25 protein-coding genes are annotated in these 23,463 nt (G+C 55.0%); 18 read left to right on the forward strand and 7 right to left on the reverse strand.

Features of this window, described 5'->3' with window-relative positions:
* Nucleotides 1-5 precede the first annotated feature (5 nt).
* On the reverse strand, nt 6-1,016 hold the full coding sequence (locus ACERJC_RS04465; RefSeq protein ID WP_373671135.1) for a 2-dehydro-3-deoxygalactonokinase: 1,011 nt from the start codon (nt 1,014-1,016) through the stop codon (nt 6-8).
* 17 nt (nt 1,017-1,033) lie between these two features.
* On the reverse strand, nt 1,034-2,188 hold the full coding sequence (locus ACERJC_RS04470) for an iron-containing alcohol dehydrogenase (RefSeq protein WP_373671136.1): 1,155 nt from the start codon (nt 2,186-2,188) through the stop codon (nt 1,034-1,036).
* Between the two features lie 215 nt (nt 2,189-2,403).
* Here ACERJC_RS04470 and ACERJC_RS04475 point away from each other — a divergent pair, with 215 nt between their 5' ends.
* A complete protein-coding gene (locus ACERJC_RS04475; RefSeq protein WP_373671137.1) occupies nt 2,404-3,519 on the forward strand; it encodes an AI-2E family transporter in 1,116 nt (371 codons plus the stop codon).
* Nucleotides 3,520-3,562: 43 nt separating this feature from the next.
* Here ACERJC_RS04475 and ACERJC_RS04480 read toward each other — a convergent pair whose 3' ends face one another.
* The 3 genes from ACERJC_RS04480 to cbpA all read right to left on the reverse strand — a co-directional run bounded on the left by ACERJC_RS04480 (nt 3,563) and on the right by cbpA (nt 6,145).
* A complete protein-coding gene (locus tag ACERJC_RS04480) occupies nt 3,563-4,642 on the reverse strand; it encodes a 4Fe-4S binding protein (RefSeq protein ID WP_373671138.1) in 1,080 nt (359 codons plus the stop codon).
* A 277-nt stretch (nt 4,643-4,919) separates the two neighbouring features.
* Complete coding sequence (gene cbpM / locus ACERJC_RS04485) at nt 4,920-5,225, reverse strand: chaperone modulator CbpM (RefSeq protein ID WP_152405141.1); 306 nt, start codon at nt 5,223-5,225, stop codon at nt 4,920-4,922.
* On the reverse strand, nt 5,225-6,145 hold the full coding sequence (cbpA, locus tag ACERJC_RS04490; protein ID WP_373671139.1) for a curved DNA-binding protein: 921 nt from the start codon (nt 6,143-6,145) through the stop codon (nt 5,225-5,227). The genes cbpM and cbpA overlap by 1 nt, the downstream gene beginning before the upstream one ends.
* A gap of 181 nt (nt 6,146-6,326) precedes the next feature.
* Here cbpA and ACERJC_RS04495 point away from each other — a divergent pair, with 181 nt between their 5' ends.
* The 16 genes from ACERJC_RS04495 (at nt 6,327) to agp (ending at nt 21,923) form a co-directional block, all read left to right on the forward strand.
* A complete protein-coding gene (locus ACERJC_RS04495; RefSeq protein WP_178828502.1) occupies nt 6,327-6,689 on the forward strand; it encodes a copper resistance protein in 363 nt (120 codons plus the stop codon).
* 48 nt (nt 6,690-6,737) lie between these two features.
* On the forward strand, nt 6,738-8,618 hold the full coding sequence (locus ACERJC_RS04500) for a protein-disulfide reductase DsbD family protein (RefSeq protein WP_373671140.1): 1,881 nt from the start codon (nt 6,738-6,740) through the stop codon (nt 8,616-8,618).
* Nucleotides 8,615-9,238: a DsbA family protein gene (locus ACERJC_RS04505; RefSeq protein WP_373671141.1), complete on the forward strand. Its 624-nt coding sequence runs from the start codon at nt 8,615-8,617 to the stop codon at nt 9,236-9,238. Before ACERJC_RS04500 ends, ACERJC_RS04505 begins: the two co-directional genes overlap by 4 nt.
* A complete protein-coding gene (locus tag ACERJC_RS04510; protein ID WP_373671142.1) occupies nt 9,228-9,734 on the forward strand; it encodes a protein disulfide oxidoreductase in 507 nt (168 codons plus the stop codon). Before ACERJC_RS04505 ends, ACERJC_RS04510 begins: the two co-directional genes overlap by 11 nt.
* Before the next feature lie 193 nt (nt 9,735-9,927).
* A complete protein-coding gene (gene nqrC, locus ACERJC_RS04515; protein ID WP_373671143.1) occupies nt 9,928-10,680 on the forward strand; it encodes an NADH:ubiquinone reductase (Na(+)-transporting) subunit C in 753 nt (250 codons plus the stop codon).
* A gap of 263 nt (nt 10,681-10,943) precedes the next feature.
* Nucleotides 10,944-12,884, forward strand: coding sequence for an FTR1 family iron permease (locus tag ACERJC_RS04520; protein ID WP_373671144.1), 1,941 nt, complete (start codon nt 10,944-10,946; stop codon nt 12,882-12,884).
* A gap of 29 nt (nt 12,885-12,913) precedes the next feature.
* Nucleotides 12,914-13,441, forward strand: coding sequence for an iron transporter (locus tag ACERJC_RS04525; protein ID WP_042319779.1), 528 nt, complete (start codon nt 12,914-12,916; stop codon nt 13,439-13,441).
* A 66-nt stretch (nt 13,442-13,507) separates the two neighbouring features.
* Nucleotides 13,508-14,887, forward strand: coding sequence for a Fe-S-containing protein (locus tag ACERJC_RS04530; RefSeq protein ID WP_152405133.1), 1,380 nt, complete (start codon nt 13,508-13,510; stop codon nt 14,885-14,887).
* A 2-nt stretch (nt 14,888-14,889) separates the two neighbouring features.
* Entirely contained in the window at nt 14,890-16,173 is a 1,284-nt protein-coding gene (locus tag ACERJC_RS04535) for an ABC transporter permease (protein WP_373671145.1), read from the forward strand.
* Nucleotides 16,163-17,293, forward strand: a complete 1,131-nt coding sequence (locus ACERJC_RS04540) for an ABC transporter permease (protein WP_373671146.1) — start codon at nt 16,163-16,165, stop codon at nt 17,291-17,293. The genes ACERJC_RS04535 and ACERJC_RS04540 overlap by 11 nt, the downstream gene beginning before the upstream one ends.
* A gap of 4 nt (nt 17,294-17,297) precedes the next feature.
* The gene (locus ACERJC_RS04545) at nt 17,298-17,993 is read left to right on the forward strand and encodes an ABC transporter ATP-binding protein (RefSeq protein WP_373671147.1); all 696 of its coding nucleotides are present in this window, start codon (nt 17,298-17,300) and stop codon (nt 17,991-17,993) included.
* Nucleotides 17,980-18,465, forward strand: a complete 486-nt coding sequence (locus tag ACERJC_RS04550; RefSeq protein ID WP_373671148.1) for a TlpA family protein disulfide reductase — start codon at nt 17,980-17,982, stop codon at nt 18,463-18,465. The genes ACERJC_RS04545 and ACERJC_RS04550 overlap by 14 nt, the downstream gene beginning before the upstream one ends.
* 24 nt (nt 18,466-18,489) lie before the next feature.
* A complete protein-coding gene (locus tag ACERJC_RS04555) occupies nt 18,490-18,978 on the forward strand; it encodes a hypothetical protein (protein ID WP_152405129.1) in 489 nt (162 codons plus the stop codon).
* 87 nt (nt 18,979-19,065) lie between these two features.
* Entirely contained in the window at nt 19,066-19,833 is a 768-nt protein-coding gene (locus tag ACERJC_RS04560) for a sulfite exporter TauE/SafE family protein (RefSeq protein WP_373671149.1), read from the forward strand.
* Between the two features lie 54 nt (nt 19,834-19,887).
* Complete coding sequence (locus tag ACERJC_RS04565) at nt 19,888-20,595, forward strand: ArsR/SmtB family transcription factor (RefSeq protein ID WP_373671150.1); 708 nt, start codon at nt 19,888-19,890, stop codon at nt 20,593-20,595.
* A gap of 86 nt (nt 20,596-20,681) precedes the next feature.
* A complete protein-coding gene (gene agp, locus ACERJC_RS04570; RefSeq protein WP_373671151.1) occupies nt 20,682-21,923 on the forward strand; it encodes a bifunctional glucose-1-phosphatase/inositol phosphatase in 1,242 nt (413 codons plus the stop codon).
* Between the two features lie 36 nt (nt 21,924-21,959).
* Here the strand turns inward: agp and ACERJC_RS04575 are convergent, their stop codons facing one another.
* Complete coding sequence (locus ACERJC_RS04575) at nt 21,960-22,187, reverse strand: YccJ family protein (RefSeq protein WP_042319758.1); 228 nt, start codon at nt 22,185-22,187, stop codon at nt 21,960-21,962.
* Nucleotides 22,188-22,207: 20 nt separating this feature from the next.
* Nucleotides 22,208-22,804 carry an NAD(P)H:quinone oxidoreductase gene (gene wrbA / locus ACERJC_RS04580; RefSeq protein WP_042319755.1) on the reverse strand — a complete coding sequence of 199 codons (597 nt, stop codon included), beginning with the start codon at nt 22,802-22,804 and terminating at the stop codon, nt 22,208-22,210.
* A gap of 404 nt (nt 22,805-23,208) precedes the next feature.
* Here wrbA and ACERJC_RS04585 point away from each other — a divergent pair, with 404 nt between their 5' ends.
* Entirely contained in the window at nt 23,209-23,382 is a 174-nt protein-coding gene (locus ACERJC_RS04585) for a con-10 family general stress protein (RefSeq protein WP_012132907.1), read from the forward strand.
* The last annotated feature ends 81 nt before the right edge of the window (nt 23,383-23,463 follow it).

A 23,463-nucleotide genomic window follows, 5' to 3' on the forward strand; every position in this document is an offset into this window, starting at 1 on the left:
TCACCTTATTGCGGGTTATTTTGTATCGCGCGGGCGATGGCGCTCGCTCCGGTTATTGCCAGCATGTCGATACTTTCCGCATCGGAAATAATGTGGAAGCGCGCATTACGTTCTGCATAATGTGAAAAGATATAGTGGTATAAGGTGCAGCGTGACGCATTCCCAATGAGATAGACGTCACCGTTAAGATTAAATCCCTGGTGCTGGGCATCTGACAGCAGTTTTAGATCGTCGCAGGCCATCGCGCTTTCAAGAAATAATTTTCTCTGCGCCGCCGTGGTCGGTAAGGAAAATTGTAAGAAGCGCGTCATTAATACGGTACGCAGGAAACCGCTTTGCGAAATGGAACGGTACGCCGCATCAATAATCGTTTCATCTAAAACAGCGTCTTCAGCATTCTCTACGCTGGAGGCAACGAATGTCTGTTTCAGAATGGCGGCATAAATTTGACCGCTGAGTGAGGTAATGCTGCCGGCAATTTCTCCTTTTTCGTTGATGGAGATGAGTTTGGTGGTTGAGCCCAGTTCAATCAGCGTGCAGGGCAATGTGGGTTGCCAGGCTAACAATACGCCTGCGGCCTGGGTTTCCTCCCCGCGCATGAGGTCGATACCCCTCAGATCCTCCCACTGTGCCGTGGTTTTATTTTTTATCCCTGGAATCAGTATTACCGGGATATTCAGCGGCAGAAGGGTATGACCAGCGAAACGCACGGCATGTTTAGCCAGTTGCTCAATACCTGCCGGCGCTTCCCGGTGCGGTATTTCATGAAGTCCCAGATTAGAGGTAATCATTCCTGAGGCAATAATAAATTCAATCTCCTCAGTCGACAGTGAGTGCCTGCTGAGCAATGCTTTTATTCCGAAGGCCATCTCCGTTTTCAGAAATTCATTACTTCCCTTATCAATGGTGGAATTTACACCGGCCTGGATAACAGACCTGTCGATGACACGGAGGTCGCCTGAATCCATAAGATACAATCGTGTTGCCGACGAGCCAGAGTCAATAATAATAAACATGACTATTCCTTTGTCGTTTAAAGGCTGCGGGTTAAAAGATCGCGAAGCATCTTCGCATCTGGCACGCGTGGATTATTGTTTAAAACCACATTCATCGTGGTTAGCACGTTATTAATGATCCAGTCGAAATGCGCTTCCTTCACGCCAAGTTCGGTCAGCGTCGGGAGCATATTGATGCCTTTCAGGAAATCGGTCACTGCGGCGACACTGCTTTGTGCCGCTTGCTCGCTGGTCATTCCCTGCGTGTTAACGCCCATTGCCTGCGCGATGGCGGCAAACTTCTCTGGAGATGCGGACCAGGTGTATTCAAGAAAGGCCGGATAGACCGCGGCAATCCCTTCTGCATGCACCACATCCAGCAATCCGCCCATCGGATGTTGCAGTGCATGCGGTAATGTCGTTCCCGCACAGTCGATCGCCATTCCCGCGAGTGTGCTGGCCAGCGTTACCTTTTCCCAGGCGTCCAGACAGCTCACGTCTTCGTAAACCCGCGGCAGGTTTTTTGCCAGCAGACGAATGGCCTGCAGGGAAAGCATCTCACTGAATGGATTTGCGTTGCGTGAGATATAGGATTCCAGGGCATGGAAGAGAACGTCTGCACCCGGTCCGGCGATAACGCGTTTAGGCAGGGTGAGCATCAGCTCAGGATCGATAATGGCGGCGACAGGGTAAATGAGTGGATTGACCAGCCCCTTTTTGTCATGCGTTTGCGGATTGGTGAACACGGCAGTACGGTTCGCTTCACTGCCGGTACCGGCAGTGGTGGGGATTAATATCACCGGCAACGCGCGCTGCGCCTGTTTTTTGCCAAACACATAATCCCAGATACTGCCTTCATTACAGGCGCAGAAGGCGATGCCTTTGGCCATGTCCATTGCACTGCCGCCACCGATTCCGATAACCAGATCGCAGCGTTCGTCTCTGGCCAGTGCCGCGCCTTCCTCAACCAATGTCGAAAGCGGATTCTGCATAAAGCGATCGTAAATGGCAAAGGCAATACCGGCGTCAGAAAGCGCCTGTTGCGCACGTTCGAGTTGACCCGTGTGTTTGGTGCTGTCAGACACGACCAGCAACACGTTACGCCCGTGCTTCGACGCTATCTCGCCTAACTGATTGAATTTACCCGCGCCGAAATAAAACTTAACCGGATTGCTGTAATCGAATGCGCTCATCATTTCTCCATTTTGTTCGTATATGCGGACTGTGTTCGTGTATGTGATTATAATTGATCTGTTTCTGCGCTAAATGCAATTCCTTTTGGTGAAACAATGAGCACTGTCACACTTTGAATGTGAAGTATCGGCAGACGGTTTTCTTCCTGTCGGCTTTGTAAAATCCGCAATCAGTCCTATAGTCCACTGAGTTTCTTTGTTTACAGGATCCTCAAATGCGTTTTAACGGACTGAATAAAGGTTTTTTCCTTTTTCTTCTCGCTATGGTGACATGGGCTTTCTTCGATGTGCTGTCGCCGTACTTTTCCGCCATCTTATGGGCCGCAATTCTGACGGTTATCTTCTACCCGGTTAAAAATAAGCTGCGTTCGGCATTGGGGGAGCGTAACGGGGTCGCGTCTTTGTTGACGCTGGGTATCATCTGCCTGATTGTGTTCATCCCGTTGATGCTGATCCTCTCCTCGCTTGCCGTTGAACTGAACGTGGTCTACAACAAGCTGCAGCACAATGACGCTCAGTTCCCGGAGGTGGTGGCAAGTTTGTTTGCACATATGCCGGAGTGGGCGCGTTCGTTTCTTGCCGATCACGGTCTCGATAACGCTGTCAAAATCCAGCAGAAACTGTCTGATGTGGCGTTAAAGGGCGGGCAATATCTGGCCGGTAGCGCCTTCCTGATTGGCAAAGGCACCTTCGGTTTCGCGATCAGTTTCGGCATCATGCTCTACTTGCTCTTTTTCCTGCTCAAGGATGGGCCGTATCTGGTTCGGCAAATTCTCGACTCGCTGCCGTTGTCGAATTTCGTTAAGCAGCACCTGTTTGCAAAGTTTGCCGCGGTCTCACGGGCGACGGTGAAAGGCACCGTTGTGGTGGCGATCGTGCAGGGGACGCTGGGCGGGATTGCGTTTTACATTGTCGGTATTGATGGCAGCATTCTGTGGGGAGCATTGATGGCGTTCCTGTCGCTGATCCCCGCCGTGGGTTCAGCGATTATCTGGGTGCCAGCGGCTATCTATCTCTTTTCGACGCAGCAACTGTGGCAGGGCTTTTTCATCGTCGGCTTCTTCGTGGTGGTGGTGGGATTGGTGGATAATATTCTGCGCCCCATTCTGGTCGGCAAAGATACCAAAATGCCTGACTACCTGATTCTGATCACCACGGTGGGCGGAATGGAGATTTACGGCATCAATGGGTTTGTTATTGGTCCGCTCGTTGCCGCGCTGTTTATCGCCTGCTGGAACATTCTCTCTGGTCGCGATCACGAGGGGAATGCCGAAGAGCTCGATAAAGATTTTATTGAGGATGGTATCCACGAGGACAAGAAACCGGAGTGATCGTCAACCACCGGATGGCGGCAGATGCCCCATCCGGCTCCTGTTAATGTCCAATCATCCTTGCTTCAGGAATCAGACGGAAGTATAGCTGCTCCGGCACCGGACTGTCCCAAACGCCCATCAGCATCGCGAATGCAATGAGAGTAAACATAATGCCGAGTACCAGCAGCGTCATCGCCATACCTGACAGCGCTCCCCGGCGCGTTTCTGTCTTCCCCGTTGGCGTGCGCAGGGAAAATGTCAGCGTTGAGGCGACCGGGCAGGATTCCACGCAGGTCATACAGCCGGTGCATTCAACCGTTCGCACCTGAATCAGCTTATCCACCGGGATGCGCGACGGGCAGTTTTTGGCACATTTCCCGCAGTCGATGCAGCTTTGCGCATTGCGGCGGATTTTGAATGGTGAGAGCAGGGAAAGTAGCCCGAGCAGGGCGCCATAGGGACACAGATAACGACACCACGCGTTGCGAATGAACAGGCTTATCACCACCAGTAAGGCGACGCTCAGCAGCGTGATCGTGCCGATGTTACGAAAGAAATCGAGCATCTTCACATCGATAATAATGCCGTAGGCCGACATCATAAAATACGAAATGCCCTGTGCCGGCATCGACAACGAAATGTAGAGAAAAAAGGCCAGCAGCAGATATTTCAGGCCGCGCAGGGGGATATCCAGCCAGCGAGGCAGCGAAAAGTTGCGGCCAAATAATGTCTTACCTGCATCGGCGATAAGTTCAGACAGCGTACCCACCGGGCACAGCCACGAGCAGAACGATTTCTTGAGCAGCAGGCCGATCAGCATAAACGCGACCAGCAGGAGCATGGCGGCGGCGTGAACAGGGGGCAAAATGCCGGTCTCCAGCGTGTAGCGCAGGTTCATCAGACCCGCAATGGGTAACCAGCCCTCAATGCCGCCAGGTCGGGGAACGTACACACTGGACCCACCGGTTTCGTAATAACGTACCCAGTAGTAAAACGTCACGCCAATGTAAGTATTGATCGCCAGCAGCAGACACTGTGTGGCTTTGCGCCAGGTGGAGGCATTACGCCAGTCGTTCCACGGCAATTTGCCGCCCGTTGTTCCTGGGCGGCGTTGCCAGCGCTTTCTGCTTTTTTCGCTCATTGCCTTCTGACTTCCATAAAGTGGCATTTTGAATACCACTATCCTACGGCTATCCTTTTGAGCCAGCGTTGATTTATATCATCGCCTGATAAATGGGCAGCTTTCGCTGCCCTCAGACCGCTGACAAAGAAGGAAAAACGTGGTTTTTCCTTCTTTGTGATGATCAGCCGAAAACCAATGAATTGATTTTCCTTGTTTTTAATTAGGTGATCTCTGCTTGTCCGGTATCGGGATGAGGTTTGTCATCACTACCAGGGCAGCTTTCGCTGCCCTGAATTTATGGATGAGGGTTAAACCGTGCGAGTCGTTGTCGCAGCAGGCGATTTTCCTGGCGTAAACGGGTGTTCTCTTCCAGTAACGTTAGCGCCACGGCGATCCCCGGCCAGTCGAGCGCCAGTTCTTCACGTAGTCGCAGGGCGCGCTGCACCACGGCGGCCGCATGATCGTCGAACTGCCAGTTGTCCGCCGTTTCGGCATAAGGTTCGATGACGCCCAGACCCACTATCTCATTCAGGTCTTCCTCCGTCACGCCGGTATGCAGGCAAAACTCGGTAACCGTAAAGGTGATGGTGACGTTAGCCATTATGCTCTCCCCCAATCTTTGCGCGGATCAAATCCTGACTGTGCTTCTGCCAGTTGTTGCCACAGCGCCGTTGCGCGTTCATCCGGTTTCGGCGGCATCACAATCTTAAGCACGACATACAAATCACCGGTCTGTTTTTTGCTGACCAGCCCCTTACCTTTGATGCGTAACCGTTGTCCAGCCTGGCTGCCAGGGGGAATGGTGACCAGAATGCTCTCTTTCAATGTGGGGACGGCAATTTTCGCGCCCAGCGCGGCTTCCCACGGAGCGAGCGGCACCACAATTTCCAGATCCTGGTTAACGATATCAAACAGGGGATGCGGCGCGATGTGGATAACCAGCCACAAATCACCGTTCGGTCCGCCGTTTTCACCCGGCGTACCCTGGCCTTTCAGACGAATGCGTTGGCCATTGCCGACGCCTGCCGGGATCTTCACGTTCAGGGTTTTCGGGATTTCACGTTCAATCATGCCAAACGCATTGTAGACCGGCAGGTTATAGCTGATGGTTCGGCTGTGTTCCGCGAGCGTTTCTTCAAGAAAAACCGCAACGTCAATTTCAATATCATGTCCCCGGCTGGCACGGTGCTGGCGCGACTGACGCGCGTGCTGACCAAAAATAGAGGAGAAAATATCGTCGACGTCTTCGGCGTTGTAGCTCTGTCCCTCGCCCTGCTGGAACTGGCGGTTGAACTGTGGGTCATTGCGGTGTTGCCAGAGCCGATCGTATTCGGCGCGTCGCTGTTCATCGCTCAGCACTTCCCAGGCTTCGGCAACCTCTTTAAAGCGGGCTTCGGCATCGGATTCTTTGCTGACATCGGGATGATATTTGCGGGCCAGTCGGCGGTAAGCGGTCTTGATAGTCTTGAGATCGTCCGTCGGCTTCACGCCCATGATGGCGTAATAATCCTTTAATTCCATAGCGTTCTCTCGGGTTAATCAATACAGGCTAAAGGAAGCCCTGAAAAGGTGTCACCAGTAAGTGTAGGGTAATCCTGTCGCGGGCGAATGCCAACCCGCGAGACAACATAACTTTACAGCCCGGAGGTTGCGTAAAACACGCCAGCCGCTAAGATAACTTGCGTCAATGAGTGAGGGTGTAATGGCGAAACGTCAACGGATGGGATGGTGGTTCCTCTGCCTGGCATGTGTCGTGGTGATAGTTTGTACCGCGCAGCGCATGGCGGGCCTGCACGCGTTGCAGATGGAAACAACCAGCATCACGGCGACGACATCGCCGACGTCCGGGGCAGAGGAAACGTCACCCGCGACCCCATGCGAGCTCAGTGCGAAATCGCTGCTGACTGCGCCACCGGTTGTTTTTGAGGGGGCGATTCTCGCGCTCTGTTTACTCCTCGCCTTGTTAACCCCGTTCAGGACGGTTCGCTTACCGTTCTTCCCACAGCGCGTTATTTCCCCTCCCGGTCTCCGGGTGCATCTCCGATTCTGCGTTTTCCGCGAATGACAGAGCGGCTGTTTCGTACCGTTAGCTAATCATTCATGGAGAAAAATTATGATTTATGCCTTCAGGCAGGCACTGATCTGCCTGTTATTACTCTGGCTGCCCGCGTCATGGGCAGCAGAGAGCGGCTGGCTGCGTTCCCCGGAGAACGACCACGCCAGCGTACGACTGCGCGCCGATACGTCAGCGCAGGGGGAAACCCGTCTGCTGATCGACGTTAAACTGGAAAACGGCTGGAAGACATACTGGCGATCGCCGGGGGAAGGCGGCGTTGCGCCTGCCATCACCTGGAAAGGAGAGATGCCGACGGTGGACTGGTTCTGGCCGACACCGGCCCGTTTTGACGTCGCCGGTATCACCACCCAGGGCTATCACCAGCAGGTCACGTTTGTGCTGGCCGTCCGGGGACCTGCGCCCAGCCGCATCGCTGGCGTGCTGACGCTCTCCACCTGTAGCAATGTGTGTCTGCTGACCGACTATCCGTTTTCACTCACGGCGTCTTCGCAGGATGCCGGGTTTGCGCATGACTATGCGCAGGCGATGGGGCGCGTACCCCTGACGCAAGGTCTGACACAAACGCTGAGTGCCAGTGCGCGTAGCGGTGAGCTGATCGTCGAGGCGCAGCGCAGCGGTGGCTGGATCTCGCCAGCGCTATTCCTTGATAGCGTAGAGGATGCGGATTTCGCCAAACCGCTTATCCGGGTCGACGGAGACAGACTTCGCGCGACGGTGCCGGTTCACGATAGCTGGGGGGAAGGGGCGCCGAATCTGCGTGGCAAATCGCTCACGCTGGTGCTGGCAGATAACGGCGTGGCGCAAGAGAGCCAACTTACCGTTGGCGATGAGCCGGTGGCCGAGCGCGCCGGGCTACCGCTCTGGCAGGTGATCCTCATGGCGCTGGTGGGCGGATTGATCCTCAATCTGATGCCCTGCGTGTTGCCGGTGCTGGGGATGAAACTGGGCTCCATTCTGCTCGTCGAAGAGAAAAACCGTCAGCAAATTCGACGCCAGTTTCTCGCCTCGGTGGGCGGTATTCTGCTCTCCTTCATGGCGCTGGCGCTGCTGATGACCGTGCTACGACTGAGCAATCAGGCGCTGGGATGGGGGATCCAGTTCCAGAATCCGTGGTTTATCGGTGCGATGGCGCTGGTGATGTTGGTTTTCAGCGCCAGTCTGTTCGGTCTGTTTGAATTCCGTCTGCCGTCATCAATGACCACCCGACTGGCGACTTACGGCGGCAACGGTCTGGCAGGACATTTCTGGCAGGGCGCGTTCGCCACGCTGCTGGCAACACCGTGCAGCGCGCCGTTTCTCGGCACGGCGGTGGCGGTGGCGCTGACGGCGTCGCTGCCCGTGCTGTGGGGGCTTTTCTTCGCCCTCGGCGTCGGGATGAGCCTGCCATGGCTGCTGGTCGCGCTGCGTCCTGGTCTGGCGCTTCGTCTGCCGAAGCCGGGACGCTGGATGAACGGGCTGCGACGCTTGCTCGGCCTGATGATGCTCGGTTCTGCCCTCTGGCTGGCAACGCTGCTTCTGCCTCATCTGGGTTTTACCTCCCAGAGTGCGGCGAAAGAGAGCGTCCACTGGCAACCGCTCAGTGAACAGGCGATTACCGATGCGCTTGCGCAGAATAAGCGCGTATTCATTGACGTGACCGCCGACTGGTGCATTACCTGCAAGGTTAATAAATACAACGTACTGAACACCGACGCGGTGCAGGTGGCGCTACAGCAGCCGGATGTTGTGGCCCTGCGCGGCGACTGGACGTTGCCATCCGATGACATCACCGCGTTTCTGACATCCCGCGGTCAGGTTGCCGTACCGTATAACCAAATTTATGGCCCCGGCTTACCGAAAGGTCAGGCGCTGCCGACATTATTAACGCGTGACGGTCTGTTAAACATGCTGGCCGCGGCGAAAGGAGAAACACCATGAAATCCCTGATAATCCTGTTATTTTCCCTGTTCAGCGCGTTCAGCTTCGCCAAAGAAAGTGCGCCGTTTACCCCAGCGCAGGAAAAACAGATCGAAGCGCTCATTCAGGAGGCGTTGTTTAACGATCCCGCCAGTCCGCGCATTGGCGCAAAACAGGCAAAACTGACGCTGGTTAACTTCACGGATTACAACTGTCCATACTGCAAACAGCTTGATCCGCTGCTGGAGAAAATCGTGGCGAAATACCCTGACGTGGCGGTAGTCATCAAACCGCTGCCGTTCAAAGGCGAAAGCTCGGTATTGTCTGCGCGCACGGCGCTTACCACCTGGCGTGAATATCCGCAGCAGTTCCTCGCGCTGCATGAAAAACTGATGCAAAAGAAGGGGTATCACACGGACGTTAGCATTAAGCAGGCGCAGGAAAAATCGGCTGCCAACCCGGTCACGCTGGATGAAAAAAGCAATGAAACGCTGAGTACCAATCTGCAACTGGCACGATTGATTGGCATCCAGGGCACGCCGGCGACAATCGTTGGCGATGAACTGATCCCTGGCGCCGTCTCCTGGGAGGTGCTTGAAAAGGTCGTCAAAGAAAAACTGGCGGTGGCGAATGGTCAGTAAGCTGCGGCGCTGGCTGCGTGAAGGTCTGATTTTTCTGACGCTGCTGGCTGGCGGGATGCTGCTGATGGATGCCTGGCGCGCGCCGCAGGCGCCGACTTCTTTCAACAGTACGCCGCTCAACACGCTGGATGGAGAACGGGTGACGCTGGCGGCATTGAGCGAGGAAGAACCGTTGCTCATCTATTTCTGGGCCACCTGGTGTGGCGTCTGCCGCTATACCACACCGGACGTTGCCCGCTTGCAGGCACAAGGGAAGAACGTGCTGACCATCGCGCTGCGCTCGGGAGATGAACAGACGCTCACGCGCTGGCTGGCGCGTAAAGGGCTTTCCTTTCCCGTGATTAACGACGCCAACGGGGCACTTTCCCGCCGTTGGGATATCAGCGTTACCCCCACGCTGGTCGTGGTGTCGAAAGGGCAGGTCGTTTCAACCACCAGTGGCTGGACCAGCTACTGGGGGATGGTCCTGCGGCTATGGTGGGCGAAAGTCAGTTGAATAAAGCGCCGGGGAAACCCGGCGCTTTTATGCCATAAAATAGCCGTAATAATACGCGATTCAAATATTTAAGACAAAAGTTAAGCCGTGTTGATTATATATTCTCTCGGTTTTTATTATTGCAAATTACCAGGAGTGATGGCATATCATGTGACGATATTACGATGTTAATGCTTACAGGGATTATAAAGAAATGCGCAAGGGTAAAATTATTGTTGCATCAATGATGGTGCTTTGTGTTCTTATTTTTCTGATTGCGGTCGCCTGGTTTATGTTGTTTCAGGGGGAAATGACGGAACCGACGGCAGAAGAAAAAAATGCCGCTATTTTACAGGCTGCGGGCTTACTTAAAGCGGATTCTCAGGATAAAAAATCGAGAGAGAACCTGTATCAGCGTTCGATTATCGAGCGCTCGGTGAATCTGGATTCTGGCGAGTGGGTGACGGATAAAACGGCTGCTCAGGGATGTAAAAAACTCGCTCCGGACCATGATCCCGCACAGATTCGCCAGCGCTGTACGCTGGCAGACGTTTACCTGGTAAAAGATAAGTATAATAAGATTCAGCAGGTTATCATTCCTGTTTCAGGCAAAGGCGCGAAATCGATGATGCACGCGTTTCTCTCTCTGGGACTGGACGGCCGTACGGTGAACAATCTGTATTATTACCAGCAGCGAGAGACGCCATTTCTGGGGGCCAGAGTGAAAGATGAAAACTGGCGTCAACAATGGCCGGGGAAAAAAGTGGCAGATGACAATGGAACGCCGGTGCTGAAAATAGTTCAGGAGAAATCAGGGAAGAATGATGAATATACCGTTGATGGTATTTCCGGTGCGACGCTGACGTCAAAGGGCGTTGAAAAGAGTATTAACTACTGGATCAGTGAACAGGGCTATGGCCCATTTTTACAGCGGTTAAAACAGGACCCAGAGATGTTGAATCGCTGAGTGATTTTCGCCTGCGGATAATTTCATTTAAGCGAGTGGGCGCAGCATCATTAATTCCTTGCGGATCTACGCAATGTAGTCATTCAATTCCAGACGGCGAGTGGGTATATTACCCGCCGTCAGATTTCGCCTTCCATCACATATCGATGAAATAAATTTACATAAGTTGTCACCCGTTGACATTTTTATGATCCAGGTCATGTACAACACCAGCAAAAATCGATAATGATAATAATTATCATTTGTGTTCTTTGGTGCGTAACGTGCGTAAGTTTTGCCTCTCACTGCTGGTGACTCTCTTCAGTCTGTTCATAAGCGTTAGCGTATGGGCCACGACAAACTATGCTCCGTTTATTGAGGATATTGAGCAACGCCTTGATAAAACAGCAGAACTCTATTCTCAGCAACAAACCGATGAGGCGCGTCGCACGGTGCAAATGGCCTACTTCGAAGTGTTCGAAAACCTGGAAGGCCCCATTCGCATCAACATTTCTGCCAGCAAAAGCTACGAGATGGAGAGCGCGTTCGGGGAAATACGGCGGATGATTGGCGAGAAAAAACCGATCGCAGACGTGCAGTCGAGAATTGACTGGCTGAAGGCATCGCTACGTGAAGTCGAACCGGTGCTGGACGGCGGACACCGACTGGTCGCGGAAGAACAGCACAGTGCGCTCACCCGAACGGATATCGCCGTCCACTGGCAGGAGAGCTTCCGGACGATCGACGATCTGCTGGCCCAGGCGGTGAACGACTATCAGTCCGGGAACTACGTCACCGCCAGTCAACACGTTCAGCAGGCGCACTATCAGGGATTCAAAAACTCTGAGATGGAAATGTCGGTCAGGCAGAATCGCTCGGCCAAAGATGCCGCCGCTATCAACCAACAGTTCTCCGCGCTGATTGCCCTTGCCGCCCAACCGGATCGCCTCAACGACGTCTCTTATCAGGTCACTACGCTGTTACAGGATATCGAGGATATTCTGCCCGGCCTGCCGACAACCCGCGACGATCAGCAGATTGCGCCTCCGCAAACTGCGGATAACGCGCCGGCGGTGGAGGAGGAGAGTACCCGCACAAACTGGGGTGAAGTGGCGGATGGCATTAATCAGAGTATTCAGGAGGCTATCGCGCGGTATCAGCGCGGCGAGGCGCAGAATGCCATTCTGGATGTGCAGGACAGCTATTTCGACCGCTTCGAAGCCAGCGGCATGGAAAACAAAATCGGCTCCCGTGATTCGGCGTTTAAAACCACGCTGGAGGCCTATTTTACCCGTCTGGTCAGCCTGATGAAGGCCGGTCAGCCGGTGGAAAGACTCCAGTCAGAAGCCAGCGCGCTCGGGCAGGATCTGCAAAAAGCGGTAACGATGCTTGGTGAAGGGGAAGAGACGCAGTGGAGCCTGTTGCTCTATAGCCTGATGATCATCGTCCGTGAAGGGCTGGAAGCCCTGCTGATCGTCGCGGCAATTGTCGCCTACATGGTGAAAAACAATCATCAGGATAAGCTGCCGCTGATTCGCCAGTCGGTGATCGTCGCACTGGTTGCCAGCGTGATAACCGCCGTGATTTTCCAGTTGCTGTTTACCAACTCGGGCGCCAGTCGGGAACTGCTGGAAGGCATCACAATGCTGATTGCGGTCGTGATGCTCTTCTTCATGAGCTACTGGCTGCTGTCCAAAGTGGAAGCCCGACACTGGAAGGCCTGGCTTGAAGGCAAACTGTCGCACTCGCTGTCGAAAGGGTCGCTGGTGGGACTGTGGCTGACCAGTTTCCTCGCGGTCTATCGTGAAGGCGCCGAAACGGTTCTGTTTTACTACGCCCTGATAGGCGATGCCAACGATGTCGCCGGACACATGGCGATCGGCGCGGGCTTTGTCATTGGCTGTGTCGTATTACTGGCGGCGTGGCTGGTCATGCGTTATTCGGTGGTGCGCCTGCCGCTGAAACCCTTCTTTATGTTTACCGGCAGTTTCATGTACCTGATGGCCTTCGTATTTGCGGGCAAGGGGGTTCTGGAACTGGTGGAAGGCAAACTGTTCCAGCCAACGTTGATTAACGGCTTCCCGGAAATCAGCTGGCTGGGGATTTATCCCTATGTGGAAACGCTGTTACCGCAGGCGGTATTACTGCTCGCTGCGCTGGTTGCGCTGTGGGTGATGCGGCGTAAAAGCGCCGTTCCCGGGGAAACAATAAAAAACACTCTGTAGTTGTGATTTTAGACGAGAGGATATGTCTGATGACCATGAAGAAAACCCTGATTGCCAGCGCAGTAATGGCCGGAATTTTCACCGCACCGGCAGCGTTCGCCTTTAAAGAGTACCCGGCGGGCGAGCCTGTCGTGATGAATGAAATGGAGCTGGCCGCCGTTTACCTGCAGCCGATCGACATGGAGCCGCGCGGTATGGGCTTACCGGCAGCGAAAGCCGATATTCACCTTGAGGCGGATATTCACGCGGTCGAAGGCAGTAAAAACGGCTTTGGCGCAGGTGAGTGGATCCCGTATCTGACCATCAGCTACACCCTGGTCAACAGCGATACCGGTGAAAAACAGGAAGGGACGTTTATGCCGATGGTCGCCAGCGATGGCCCTCACTACGGCGCGAACGTCAAAATGATGGGTGTGGGCAACTACAAAGTGACATACCACATTGAGCCGCCGTCAAAAGCGGGTATGCACCGTCACACCGACAGTGACACCGGTGTTGGTCGCTGGTGGAAACCGTTTGATGTGAGCTATGAATTTAAATACGTCGGTCTGAACTAAGAAAACCGATGCGCCGGGATGAATGCTCGTCCCGGCAGAGTCAATCCGCTGTTCTGAGTCGATGTCATGAGTTATTTTTTCGTCACCACGCTACAGGTCTTTTTCTGCATCGCGCTACTCTCCGGTGTCCTCTGGAGCCGAAACGATCCTCCCTCACTGCGCCCGTTGGGGTGGACGCTAGTAGTCGGTCTGGCGACCGGCGTGCTGGCGGGACTGACGCTCCGTGGGTCACAACCGGTACAGTTGTTGCTGGTGGGAACGGAAGTGATGGTCACGCTGCTGTTTGTGCTCAGCTTCTGGTGGGTGGGCAACCGCGTGCGCTATCTCTGGCAGGGCATCCTGGTTTTTGGCGCGGCGCGTCACTGGGCGCTCGACCCGAATCTCGGCGGATTAACCAGCACGCATGTCCTGAATACTGAACTGCTGCTGAATCTGACGGCAGTGGTCCTCGCTTTCGCCATCCTCTGTCTGGCTGGCGTGCTTTGCGCCATGCTGCTGCGCCGTATCCGCGTGTTGTTCTGGCCGTTCACCCTTATTCTGTTGGTGATGCTGTGGCTGCCGTTAAGCGGCAGTCTGCTGTTGCTGCTGATGAAGCTGCAGGTGCTGCCGCTGGCAAAATCGCTGCTGAGCTTTGTGGCGAAAGTCACCAATAACGCCCCGGCGTATAACTGGATGGCGGCGGGATTACTGTTGCTTCTGGCGCTGTGCTGGCTGCCGTCGCTGCTGAGCGCCCACCGGCTGACGCGGGCTACAGATGAACCGATAGCGCATCGCCTGGCGCTGGCACAGCGGCGTAATGCGCTACGGCTTTGGCTGGTCACCCTCGGCTGTGCCGTGGTGGTGATTGCCGGACAACTGTGGTGGGACAACGTCGCTTCTCAACCGCCGCAGCTTTCGCAAGCGATCCCGGTAACGCTCGACAGCGATGGCAGTGTCCATCTGCCGGTTGAACAACTCCGCGACGGTAAGCTGCATCGCTTTGTCTGGGTGGCTGACGATGGCAAAGCCGTACGCTTTTTCATCATCAACCGTTATCCCGACAAACTGCGCTTTGGCGTGGTGTTCGACGCCTGTCTGCTGTGCGGCGACCAGGGGTATGTGATGGAAGGCAATCAGGTGATCTGCGTTGCCTGCGGGGTACACATCTTTATCCCTTCCATTGGTAAACCCGGCGGTTGCAACCCGGTGCCGATTGAAAACTGGCACAACGATGAAAAAGAGCTGGTGATCCCCGGTAAAGAACTGGCCGCTGGCGTGAACTACTTCTCGACGGTGATGACCATTCGGGTAACCGATCCGGTCGATGGCTCAACGCTAACCAATACGGCGGCGGACTTCAAATACAGCTACGGCGGTAAGACCTGGTTCTTCTCATCCGAAGCGAACTATGACCGCTTTCGCAAGACGCCTGAACAGTTTGTCCCTGCTGAACTGAGGGAGGAGTAACGATGCTGTGGCGAATGTTACGACAATCCTGGGGACGCAACTTACGGCGTAAAGGGCTGGCGATTGTCACCGTGTTTCTGGCGGCCAGCCTGATTTCGGCGCTGCTGGCGGTGTCTATCGACATCGGCGACAAAATGTCCCGTGAACTCAAATCCTACGGTGCGAATATCCTGATTGAGCCTGCCGGGCAGGCGGCATTACCCGCACTGTTCAGCGAAAGCAGCAATCCGCTCTCGGGACAGGATTTCCTTGATGAAGCCGAATTGCCGAATATCAAAGATATTTTCTGGCGCAATAACATTGTCGGTTTTGCGCCGATGCTGGGCGGTGAAGTCACCGCTAACGGTAACGCGGTGCGCATTCTGGGAACCTTCTTTAGTCAACCGGTCGATATTCCTGATGAAGAGGGATACGAAACCGGACAGAAGACGGTCAGTCCGTTCTGGCAGGTGACCGGCGACTGGCCGCAGGAAGGAGAGAACAGTACGCCGCAAACGCTGGTGGGACACGCACTGGCGCGACAAACAGGATGGAAAGTGGGCGATACGCTGGTAGTAAACAATGCGGATACGACAATCCATGTCACTGTCAGCGGGATCCTCTCCAGCGGCGGCGAGGAAGACAGCCAACTGGTGATGCCGCTCGCGACCGCGCAGACGCTGCTGGAGTTGCCCGGCAAAGTACAGGCCATTCGCGTTTCGGCGCTGACCGTACCGGAAAATGAGCTTTCGCGCCGCGCGCGGGAAAATCTGGATGCACTGAATGCAGAAGAGTACGACCTCTGGTACTGCACCGCTTATGTGTCTTCGATTGCCCACCAACTGGAAGAGGCGATCTCCGGGGCGGAGGTGCGTCCGGTCTGGCAGGTCGCCGCGTCTGAAGGGGTGGTGATTGATAAAATTCAGTTGCTGATGGTGGTGGTGACGATTGCTGCGCTGGCGGCGTCGGCAATGGGGATCGCCTCGCTGATGACCAGCACCATTATGGAGCGCGCCAAAGAGATCGGTCTGATGAAGGCGCTCGGCGCACGCCAGTGGCAGATAATGCTGCTGTTTTACCTCGAAGCCGCCTCCAGTGGACTGGCCGGCGGGGCGCTGGGATGCGTTGCCGGATGGGGGCTGGCGAAAGCGATTGGCGTGATGCTGTTCGACGCGCCGCTTGATTTCGCCTGGATTGTGGTGCCGTGCGTCCTCGTGGTTGCGGTACTGATTGCCCTGATCGGCACCTGGTTCCCGGCGCGACGCATCGCGCGACTGTATCCCGTGGAGGTGCTGTATGGCCGCTAAACGGACAATGCTCTGGTTGCTGGTGTGGCGGGCACTGCGTCTGCGCTTTCAACGGGTCAGCGTGGTTTTTGCCGCGCTGATGGTGGGAGCGACCATCGTGACGGCGCTGAGCGCGGTATGGTTCGACATCAATACCAAAATGAGTGAAGAACTGCGCACCTTCGGCGCCAATTTCTACATCGGACCGGGGCACGGTGCGAGTATGCCACAGCAGGAGCTACAGACCCTTTTGGATGAGGCGCCGCAGGGGCTGGTTCATGGTGCCAGTCCGTGGCTGTACGGCATGGCGCGTACCGAACTGGAAAAAGTGGTGATCGTTGGCGTCTGGTTTGAATCGCTGCAAAAACTGGTGCCGTACTGGCAGGTACAGGGGAGCTGGATTGGCGTCAGCTTTGACGATCGCAACGCGATGATTGGCGTTAAGCTGGCGGAGCGCCTCAACGTTCAGCCCGGCGATAGCGTCACGCTGGTCGATCATAACCAGCGAAAAAATCTGCAGATTAAAGGCATTGTCGAAGCGGGTGACGCCACGGACAACATGCTGATCGTCAGTCTCGACGTGGCGCAGGCCTGGCTACATCAGCCGGGAAAAATCAGCCACGGCCTGTTGAGCGTGAGTAACGATGTTGGCCAGGTCGATCGTTACGCCAGTCGCCTGCAAAGCCAGTATCCGGATCTGGAGATTCGCCCGGTACGTAAGGTATCCGCGTCCGAAGGGCAGGTGCTGGATAAAATTAAAGGGCTGATGGGACTGGTATCGCTGGTCATTCTGGCGCTCTCTTCCCTGTGCGTGAATACCACCCTGATGGCGATAGTGGGCGAACGCGCCCGCGAGTTCGCCCTGCAAAAAGCGCTGGGTGCCAGCAATGGCGACATCGTGCGGCAAATATTGTTGGAAACCTGCATTATCGCCCTCGCGGCCGTGGTATGCGGCTGGCTGCTGGGTTATTTGCTGGCGCAACTACTGGGACTGACGGTATTCAACGCGGCAATCTCGCTGCGTCTGCCGGTGCTGCCCATCACCCTCGTATTGTCTTTACTGGTCGCCATTCTGGCGGCGATTGTTCCGGTGCGGCGCGCGGTCAGCGTCGAACCCGCTAAAGTGTTGAAAGGAGAGTAGCACCATGTCCGTGACGCAGATTCCACAGGTGGCGATCGAAACGCGTCACCTCTATAAACGGTTCGGCGACGTTACCGCCCTGGATGATATTAACCTGCGGATTACGCAAGGGGAGTTCGTCGCCATTATGGGGGCCTCCGGTTCCGGGAAAACGACGCTGATGAACATTCTCACCTGTCTGGACACCGCAACGGAAGGTCAGGTGTTTCTTGACGGAACGGACGCGGCGGCGCTTGACGAAGAGGGACGTCGCCGTTTTCGCGCTGAGAAGATTGGCCTGGTATTCCAGCAATTCCATCTCATCCCCTTTTTAACCGCGCTGGAAAATATCATGTTGGCGCAGCATTACCATAGCGTGGTGGACGAGGCGGCGGCCAGAAAAGTGCTGGAACAGGTCGGGCTTGGGCACCGCGTGACCCATTTGCCGAGCCAGCTTTCCGGCGGGGAGCAGCAGCGTGTCTGTATTGCCAGGGCGCTGGTGAATGAGCCGCCGGTCATTTTTGCCGATGAACCGACGGGCAACCTGGATGAAGAGAATGAGCAGCGGGTGTTAGATCTACTTACCGATTTACATCACCAGGGGCGAACGATCGTGATGGTGACGCATAACCCGGCGCTTGGGCAGTTTGCCGATCGCATTTTACGTCTGCAACACGGGAAATATCAGGGAGAGGAGGCGATGCAACATGCGCTGGCTTAACGTTTTCATTCTCTCACTGGCGGTACTGCTCAGCGGCTGCAAAGAGGAAAAACTGGCGGTGGGCGAAACGGCCCCGGCGCTGGCGGCCTTCGATTTACAGGGCAAGGAATCCGGACTGGATCGCTGGCAGGGAAAGTCTATCTACCTGAACTTCTGGTCTGCGGGCTGCGGCGGCTGTCTGGCGGAGATGGATTCGCTGGAAACGCTAAGCCAAAAATGGGGCGATAGCGTGGTGGTGGTGGCGGTAAATACCGATCCGGGAACGGTCAGCCTGGATGCGCTGCTGGCGAAGCATCAGGTGTCGTATCCGGTCCTTCGCGACCAGATGAAGATAACCCAGGAAAGGTATCAGGTCATCGGCACGCCGACCTCGGTTCTGATTGACTCACAGGGCCGGGTGCTGGAATGGCATCAGGGAATGCGTAAATCGGCTGAATTAGCCGCCACGTTCGCCCGTCTCGCGGCGCGATAAGTTTTCGGTGGAGGGATACCGCTGATGGCATTTATCTGGAACGACGAGAGCCTGACGCTCCTGCGTGAAAACGCAGGCGTCCTCTCGACGCAACACATTGCGCAGATGTTGTGCACCAATGTGACCGTGGTGCGCAATATGGCTTACCGGCTGAAACTCAGCCTGCGTGTATCAACGTATAACCAGAAGAGAATTCAACAGGTACAGGCGCTGTATGAGTCCGACGAACCGCTGACCATGAAGGAGATTGCCGCGCAGACAGGGCTTACGTTCAGCACGGTACAGTATATTGTCTATGTCAAACTGAAACATAAGCCCTACGCCACCCGCGAGTTTATCGCGTTTGAAACGCAGGATGCGGTGCATTACCGCGTGCAAAAAGAGTTTGTCGATACCGAACGCACATTGCTGCAGCAGTCGGTGGACAAGACCCGTTTTCAGGAATTGTATCTCAAAGACGGGACGACCTACTGCGCGCGTAACATCCGCCATGAGGTCATTATTTCTGAATAGCCTGAAGCCATATTTCGCTGGCTGCCGAAGCAAGCGCTATCGCGAACATTCAGGATGGGTCATCTTCTCCTGACAGGAATATGAAGCATGACCCTTCATTTTGCATTCGACCCCGAGCAGATAGTGATGATTGCCTTGACCTTTGTCCTTGCCGGGATGGTGAAAGGCGTCACCGGCATGGGGTTGCCCACCGTGGCGATGGGGATCCTCGGTTCGCTGATCTCACCGGTTGCGGCGGCGGCCATGCTGCTGTTGCCTTCACTGGTCAGTAATCTGTTTCAGTTTGGCGGTGGCGGGAATACCCGAACGTTGCTGAAGCGGTTATGGCCGATGCTGCTTACGGTAGTGATTTCCACGCTGTTGGCCAGCGTCTGGATCACGGGCGGCGAGACCTCCCGCACTCAGTTTGCACTGGGGTTGGCGCTGATGGTGTATGCGCTCTGGACTCTGGCGGGAAAACGGATCGCGGTTTCACCCCGGCGTGAAAAGCCAGTCTCGCTGATTGTCGGCTTTGCCACGGGGTTGTTGACCGGCGGAACGGGCGTTTTTGTGATGCCGGCGGTGCCGTGGATCCAGTCGCTGGGTTTCGGGAAGGATGAACTGGTCCAGGCGCTCGGTATCTCTTTTACCTTTTCCACGCTGGCGTTAGCGCTGGGACTGTGGTGGCACGGCGCGCTACCCGTGCAGTCGATGAGCTTATCGGCATTCGCCATCGTTCCGGCGCTGATCGGCCAGTGGGCCGGCACCCGTATCCGACGAGCGATCTCGCCCGTTGTCTTTAAACGCTGCTTTTTGTTCTGTCTGATGGGACTGAGCGTGGAAATGATGTTCCGTGCATCATCATCCGCGCTGTGACTTAATAACAAATTCGTGCCATCGTTAAATCATCCCCGAGGCAGAGAGGTTTGTATGACGTCAGTAGTCGTGAATGAAGAAGAAGGCGAACTGGAGTCGCGAATGGCGCTGACGGCGGCGGTGATGGCGGACAAATCGCGATCCCGAATGCTGTGTGCGCTGATGGACGGTCGGGCATGGACGGCGACGGAACTGAGTGCGGTGGCGGATATTTCGGCCTCCACCGCCAGTGCGCATCTGGCCCGTCTGTGCGAGCAGCGGTTTGTGGTTTCGCTCTCCCAGGGGCGGCATCGCTATTTTCGCCTGGCAAGTGCTGACATTGCTGAACTGCTGGAGCGCCTGATGGGAGTGGCCTGGGCATCAACCGCTTCGCGAAAAATCAGCACCCCGCCGGGTTTACGACAGGCCCGGACCTGTTATGACCATCTGGCGGGGGAAGTGGCGGTGATGCTGTTTGATACGCTGGTTTCCCGTCAGTGGCTGACGGCGGATGGCGAAACGCTGACGCCTCTGGGTGAGGAAAAACTGGCGGAACTGGGCGTTGTGGTACAGACCGGTGCGTCACGACGCAAATTCAGCTGCGGCTGTCTGGACTGGAGTGAACGACGTTATCATCTGGGCGGCGTGCTCGGCGCGGCGCTGCTGACCTGGCTTACCGGGCAGCGGTGGATCAAAACGGCTCCGGGAAGCCGCCATGTCACCTTCACGTCTTCCGGGACCCGCAAGCTGCAAATGATATTTGGCATCCAGATGATGCGCTGAATCCCGGTTTTGCGGTCTCGTTCCCGGAAAAGTGTAATATATCTGTCACAATTATGGATGACGAATAACAACGCGAGGTCGTAGGGATGAACAAATCGTTAATTGCCGCCGCTGTGGCAGGGGTTGTGATGTTGTCTTCTGCAGCACAGGCGCAAGCCGCGCCGGAAGGCTATCAGCTACAGCAAGTATTGATGATGAGTCGACACAACTTACGCGCACCGCTGGCGAATAATGGCAGCGTGCTGGAGCAGTCCACACCGAATAAGTGGCCTGAATGGGATGTGCCGGGCGGACAGCTCACCACCAAAGGTGGCGTGCTGGAAGTGTATATGGGTCATTACATGCGTGAATGGCTGGCAGAGCAGGGGATGGTGAAATCCGGCGAGTGCCCGGCACCGGAGACGGTCTATACCTATGCTAACAGTCTGCAACGTACGGTTGCGACCGCCCAGTTCTTTATCACCGGCGCGTTCCCCGGTTGTGATGTTCCGGTACATCACCAGGAAAAAATGGGCACCATGGACCCAACCTTCAACCCGGTGATCACCGATGACTCGGTGGCTTTCCGTGAGAAAGCCGTGCAGGCGATGGAAAAAGAACGTAGCCAGATGCAACTTGATGACAGCTACAAGTTGCTGGAGCAGATGATCAACTACAAAGATTCACCTTCGTGCAAGGAGAAACAGCAGTGTTCTCTGACTGAGGCCAAAGACACCTTCAGCGCGAACGATGAGCAGGAACCGGGGGTCTCCGGACCGCTGAAAGTGGGGAATTCGCTGGTGGACGCCTTCACGCTGCAATACTACGAAGGATTCCCGATGGATCAGGTGGCCTGGGGTGAAATTAAATCCGATCAGCAGTGGAAGGTGTTGTCGAAACTGAAAAACGGCTACCAGGACAGCCTGTTTACCTCTGCGGAAGTCGCGCGCAATGTCGCGAAACCGCTGGTGAAATACATCGACAAAACGCTGGTAACCGAACAGGCGAAAGCGCCGAAAATCACCGTGCTGGTGGGGCATGATTCAAACATCGCCTCGCTGCTCTCCGCACTGGAGTTCAAACCCTATCAGCTACACGATCAGAACGAACGTACGCCGATCGGTGGTAAGATTGTGTTCCAGCGCTGGCATGACACGAAAGCCAACCGCGATCTGATGAAAATCGAGTATGTGTATCAGAGTTCAGATCAGTTGCGTAATGCGGATGTGCTGACGCTGAAAGCACCGGCGCAACGCGTCACGCTGGAGCTGAAAGGATGTCCGATTGATGCGAATGGTTTCTGTCCCATCGACAAGTTTGACGCGCTGCTGAATGAGGCCGCGAAGTAAGTGAGATTCCCCCGCGCGAGCGGGGGAATTGACGGATTAAACGTTTTTGCGTTCGATGGTTTGTTCGCCCCAGAAGAGCGCGTCTTTATCTGTCTTATCAAAGGCTTTAATGAGTACTTCATCACTGCCTTCTTCCCAAATTTTTTCTGCCAGCTTCTCGTCATATCCGGCAACTTCAAATATGGCTTCGGCTATTTCTGGCGATGTATTGCGCAGACTTGCCCACTCACCGACGTGATGAGCTTTCGCTTCTTGAGTTGGCATTCTTATCCTCCCGTTGAAGATTAGCCGTTGAGCTTCACTGCCAGACCGGCAACGTATTCGCCCTGATAACGCGCAATAGAGAGTTCTTCCTGACTTGGCTGGCGTGAACCGTCACCACCGGCAATGGTCGTTGCGCCATAAGGCGTACCACCGCGAACCTGCGAAACATCAAACAGTTCTTGTGCGGCGTAGCCGATAGGGACAATCACCATCCCATGATGGGCAAGTGTAGTCCATGTGGACGTAATAGTTTGTTCCTGGCCGCCGCCTGTCCCGGTAGAACTGAAAACGCTGGCGAGTTTGCCATACAGCGCGCCAGACGCCCACAGTCCACCTGTCTGATCCAGGAAGGTACGCATCTGACCTGACATATTGCCAAAGCGTGTCGGCGTACCAAAAATAATGGCGTCATAATCAGCCAGTTCCTGCGGGGTTGCGACGGGGGCATTTTGTGTTTTACCGCCTGCTTTAGCGAAGATTTCCGCCTGCATCGTTTCTGGTACGCGTTTGATGGTGACCTCCGCGCCATTGACTTTGCTTGCTCCTTCTGCCACCGCATGTGCCATCGTTTCGATGTGTCCGTACATGGAATAATAAAGCACCAGAACTTTTGCCATTTGCACTACTCCTCGGTTTATCGAAAGCAGCTCATTGCTGCACTTATTTAAAGATAAGTCGTGTCGACGAGAGTGCAAGCCTTAGAAACATTTCTTTGATTTATAATAAATTTAATCATGATATTTAGCGGCCTCATGCAGACGGAGCGTTCATGAATTATCATGATACATTTTTTCCGCGCGGGCTTTCTTTTGCCATAAGAAACAATTATGCGGTTTGTTTGCCGCAATAAAGCCATACGCGGGCAAAGATATTACAGAATATTACAAATCTCCTCCTGAACGACCGGTGTTCACTATGCTTAGTTCCACGCGGCGAACGTTATGGCGTCAGTCATACGCCGCGAGGGGAAACTCCCCGACACCTGGGCACGACGATGTCTAATCAATGACGGAGGTCAGAAATGGCAAACCATCGCGGCGGCTCCGGCAATTTTGCCGAAGACCGTGAAAGAGCATCAGAAGCAGGTCGTAAAGGTGGTCAGCACAGTGGGGGGAATTTCAAGAATGACCCGCAGCGTGCATCAGAAGCCGGTAAGAAAGGGGGCAAAAGTAGCCACGGCAACCGTAATTCGTAAAGGCCTGGCCTGCTACCCCGGAAAATCATCACGAAAGCGTGCTATCTCTGCGTGATGATGCCACCGCCGCCGGATCCTCCG

The organism is Citrobacter telavivensis, assembly GCF_041807075.1.
In the GTDB taxonomy this organism is placed as follows: Bacteria; Pseudomonadota; Gammaproteobacteria; order Enterobacterales; family Enterobacteriaceae; genus Citrobacter_A; species Citrobacter_A telavivensis.

Coding starts and splice junctions, on each gene's coding strand:
- ACERJC_RS04465 (WP_373671135.1), bottom strand. CDS start 1,016: ATGTTTATTATTATTGACTCTGGCTCGTCGGCAACACGATTGTATCTT.
- ACERJC_RS04470 (WP_373671136.1), bottom strand. CDS start 2,188: ATGAGCGCATTCGATTACAGCAATCCGGTTAAGTTTTATTTCGGCGCG.
- ACERJC_RS04475 (WP_373671137.1), top strand. CDS start 2,404: ATGCGTTTTAACGGACTGAATAAAGGTTTTTTCCTTTTTCTTCTCGCT.
- ACERJC_RS04480 (WP_373671138.1), bottom strand. CDS start 4,642: ATGAGCGAAAAAAGCAGAAAGCGCTGGCAACGCCGCCCAGGAACAACG.
- cbpM (WP_152405141.1), bottom strand. CDS start 5,225: ATGGCTAACGTCACCATCACCTTTACGGTTACCGAGTTTTGCCTGCAT.
- cbpA (WP_373671139.1), bottom strand. CDS start 6,145: ATGGAATTAAAGGATTATTACGCCATCATGGGCGTGAAGCCGACGGAC.
- ACERJC_RS04495 (WP_178828502.1), top strand. CDS start 6,327: ATGGCGAAACGTCAACGGATGGGATGGTGGTTCCTCTGCCTGGCATGT.
- ACERJC_RS04500 (WP_373671140.1), top strand. CDS start 6,738: ATGATTTATGCCTTCAGGCAGGCACTGATCTGCCTGTTATTACTCTGG.
- ACERJC_RS04505 (WP_373671141.1), top strand. CDS start 8,615: ATGAAATCCCTGATAATCCTGTTATTTTCCCTGTTCAGCGCGTTCAGC.
- ACERJC_RS04510 (WP_373671142.1), top strand. CDS start 9,228: ATGGTCAGTAAGCTGCGGCGCTGGCTGCGTGAAGGTCTGATTTTTCTG.
- nqrC (WP_373671143.1), top strand. CDS start 9,928: ATGCGCAAGGGTAAAATTATTGTTGCATCAATGATGGTGCTTTGTGTT.
- ACERJC_RS04525 (WP_042319779.1), top strand. CDS start 12,914: ATGACCATGAAGAAAACCCTGATTGCCAGCGCAGTAATGGCCGGAATT.
- ACERJC_RS04530 (WP_152405133.1), top strand. CDS start 13,508: ATGAGTTATTTTTTCGTCACCACGCTACAGGTCTTTTTCTGCATCGCG.
- ACERJC_RS04535 (WP_373671145.1), top strand. CDS start 14,890: ATGCTGTGGCGAATGTTACGACAATCCTGGGGACGCAACTTACGGCGT.
- ACERJC_RS04540 (WP_373671146.1), top strand. CDS start 16,163: ATGGCCGCTAAACGGACAATGCTCTGGTTGCTGGTGTGGCGGGCACTG.
- ACERJC_RS04545 (WP_373671147.1), top strand. CDS start 17,298: ATGTCCGTGACGCAGATTCCACAGGTGGCGATCGAAACGCGTCACCTC.
- ACERJC_RS04550 (WP_373671148.1), top strand. CDS start 17,980: ATGCGCTGGCTTAACGTTTTCATTCTCTCACTGGCGGTACTGCTCAGC.
- ACERJC_RS04555 (WP_152405129.1), top strand. CDS start 18,490: ATGGCATTTATCTGGAACGACGAGAGCCTGACGCTCCTGCGTGAAAAC.
- ACERJC_RS04560 (WP_373671149.1), top strand. CDS start 19,066: ATGACCCTTCATTTTGCATTCGACCCCGAGCAGATAGTGATGATTGCC.
- ACERJC_RS04565 (WP_373671150.1), top strand. CDS start 19,888: ATGACGTCAGTAGTCGTGAATGAAGAAGAAGGCGAACTGGAGTCGCGA.
- agp (WP_373671151.1), top strand. CDS start 20,682: ATGAACAAATCGTTAATTGCCGCCGCTGTGGCAGGGGTTGTGATGTTG.
- ACERJC_RS04575 (WP_042319758.1), bottom strand. CDS start 22,187: ATGCCAACTCAAGAAGCGAAAGCTCATCACGTCGGTGAGTGGGCAAGT.
- wrbA (WP_042319755.1), bottom strand. CDS start 22,804: ATGGCAAAAGTTCTGGTGCTTTATTATTCCATGTACGGACACATCGAA.
- ACERJC_RS04585 (WP_012132907.1), top strand. CDS start 23,209: ATGGCAAACCATCGCGGCGGCTCCGGCAATTTTGCCGAAGACCGTGAA.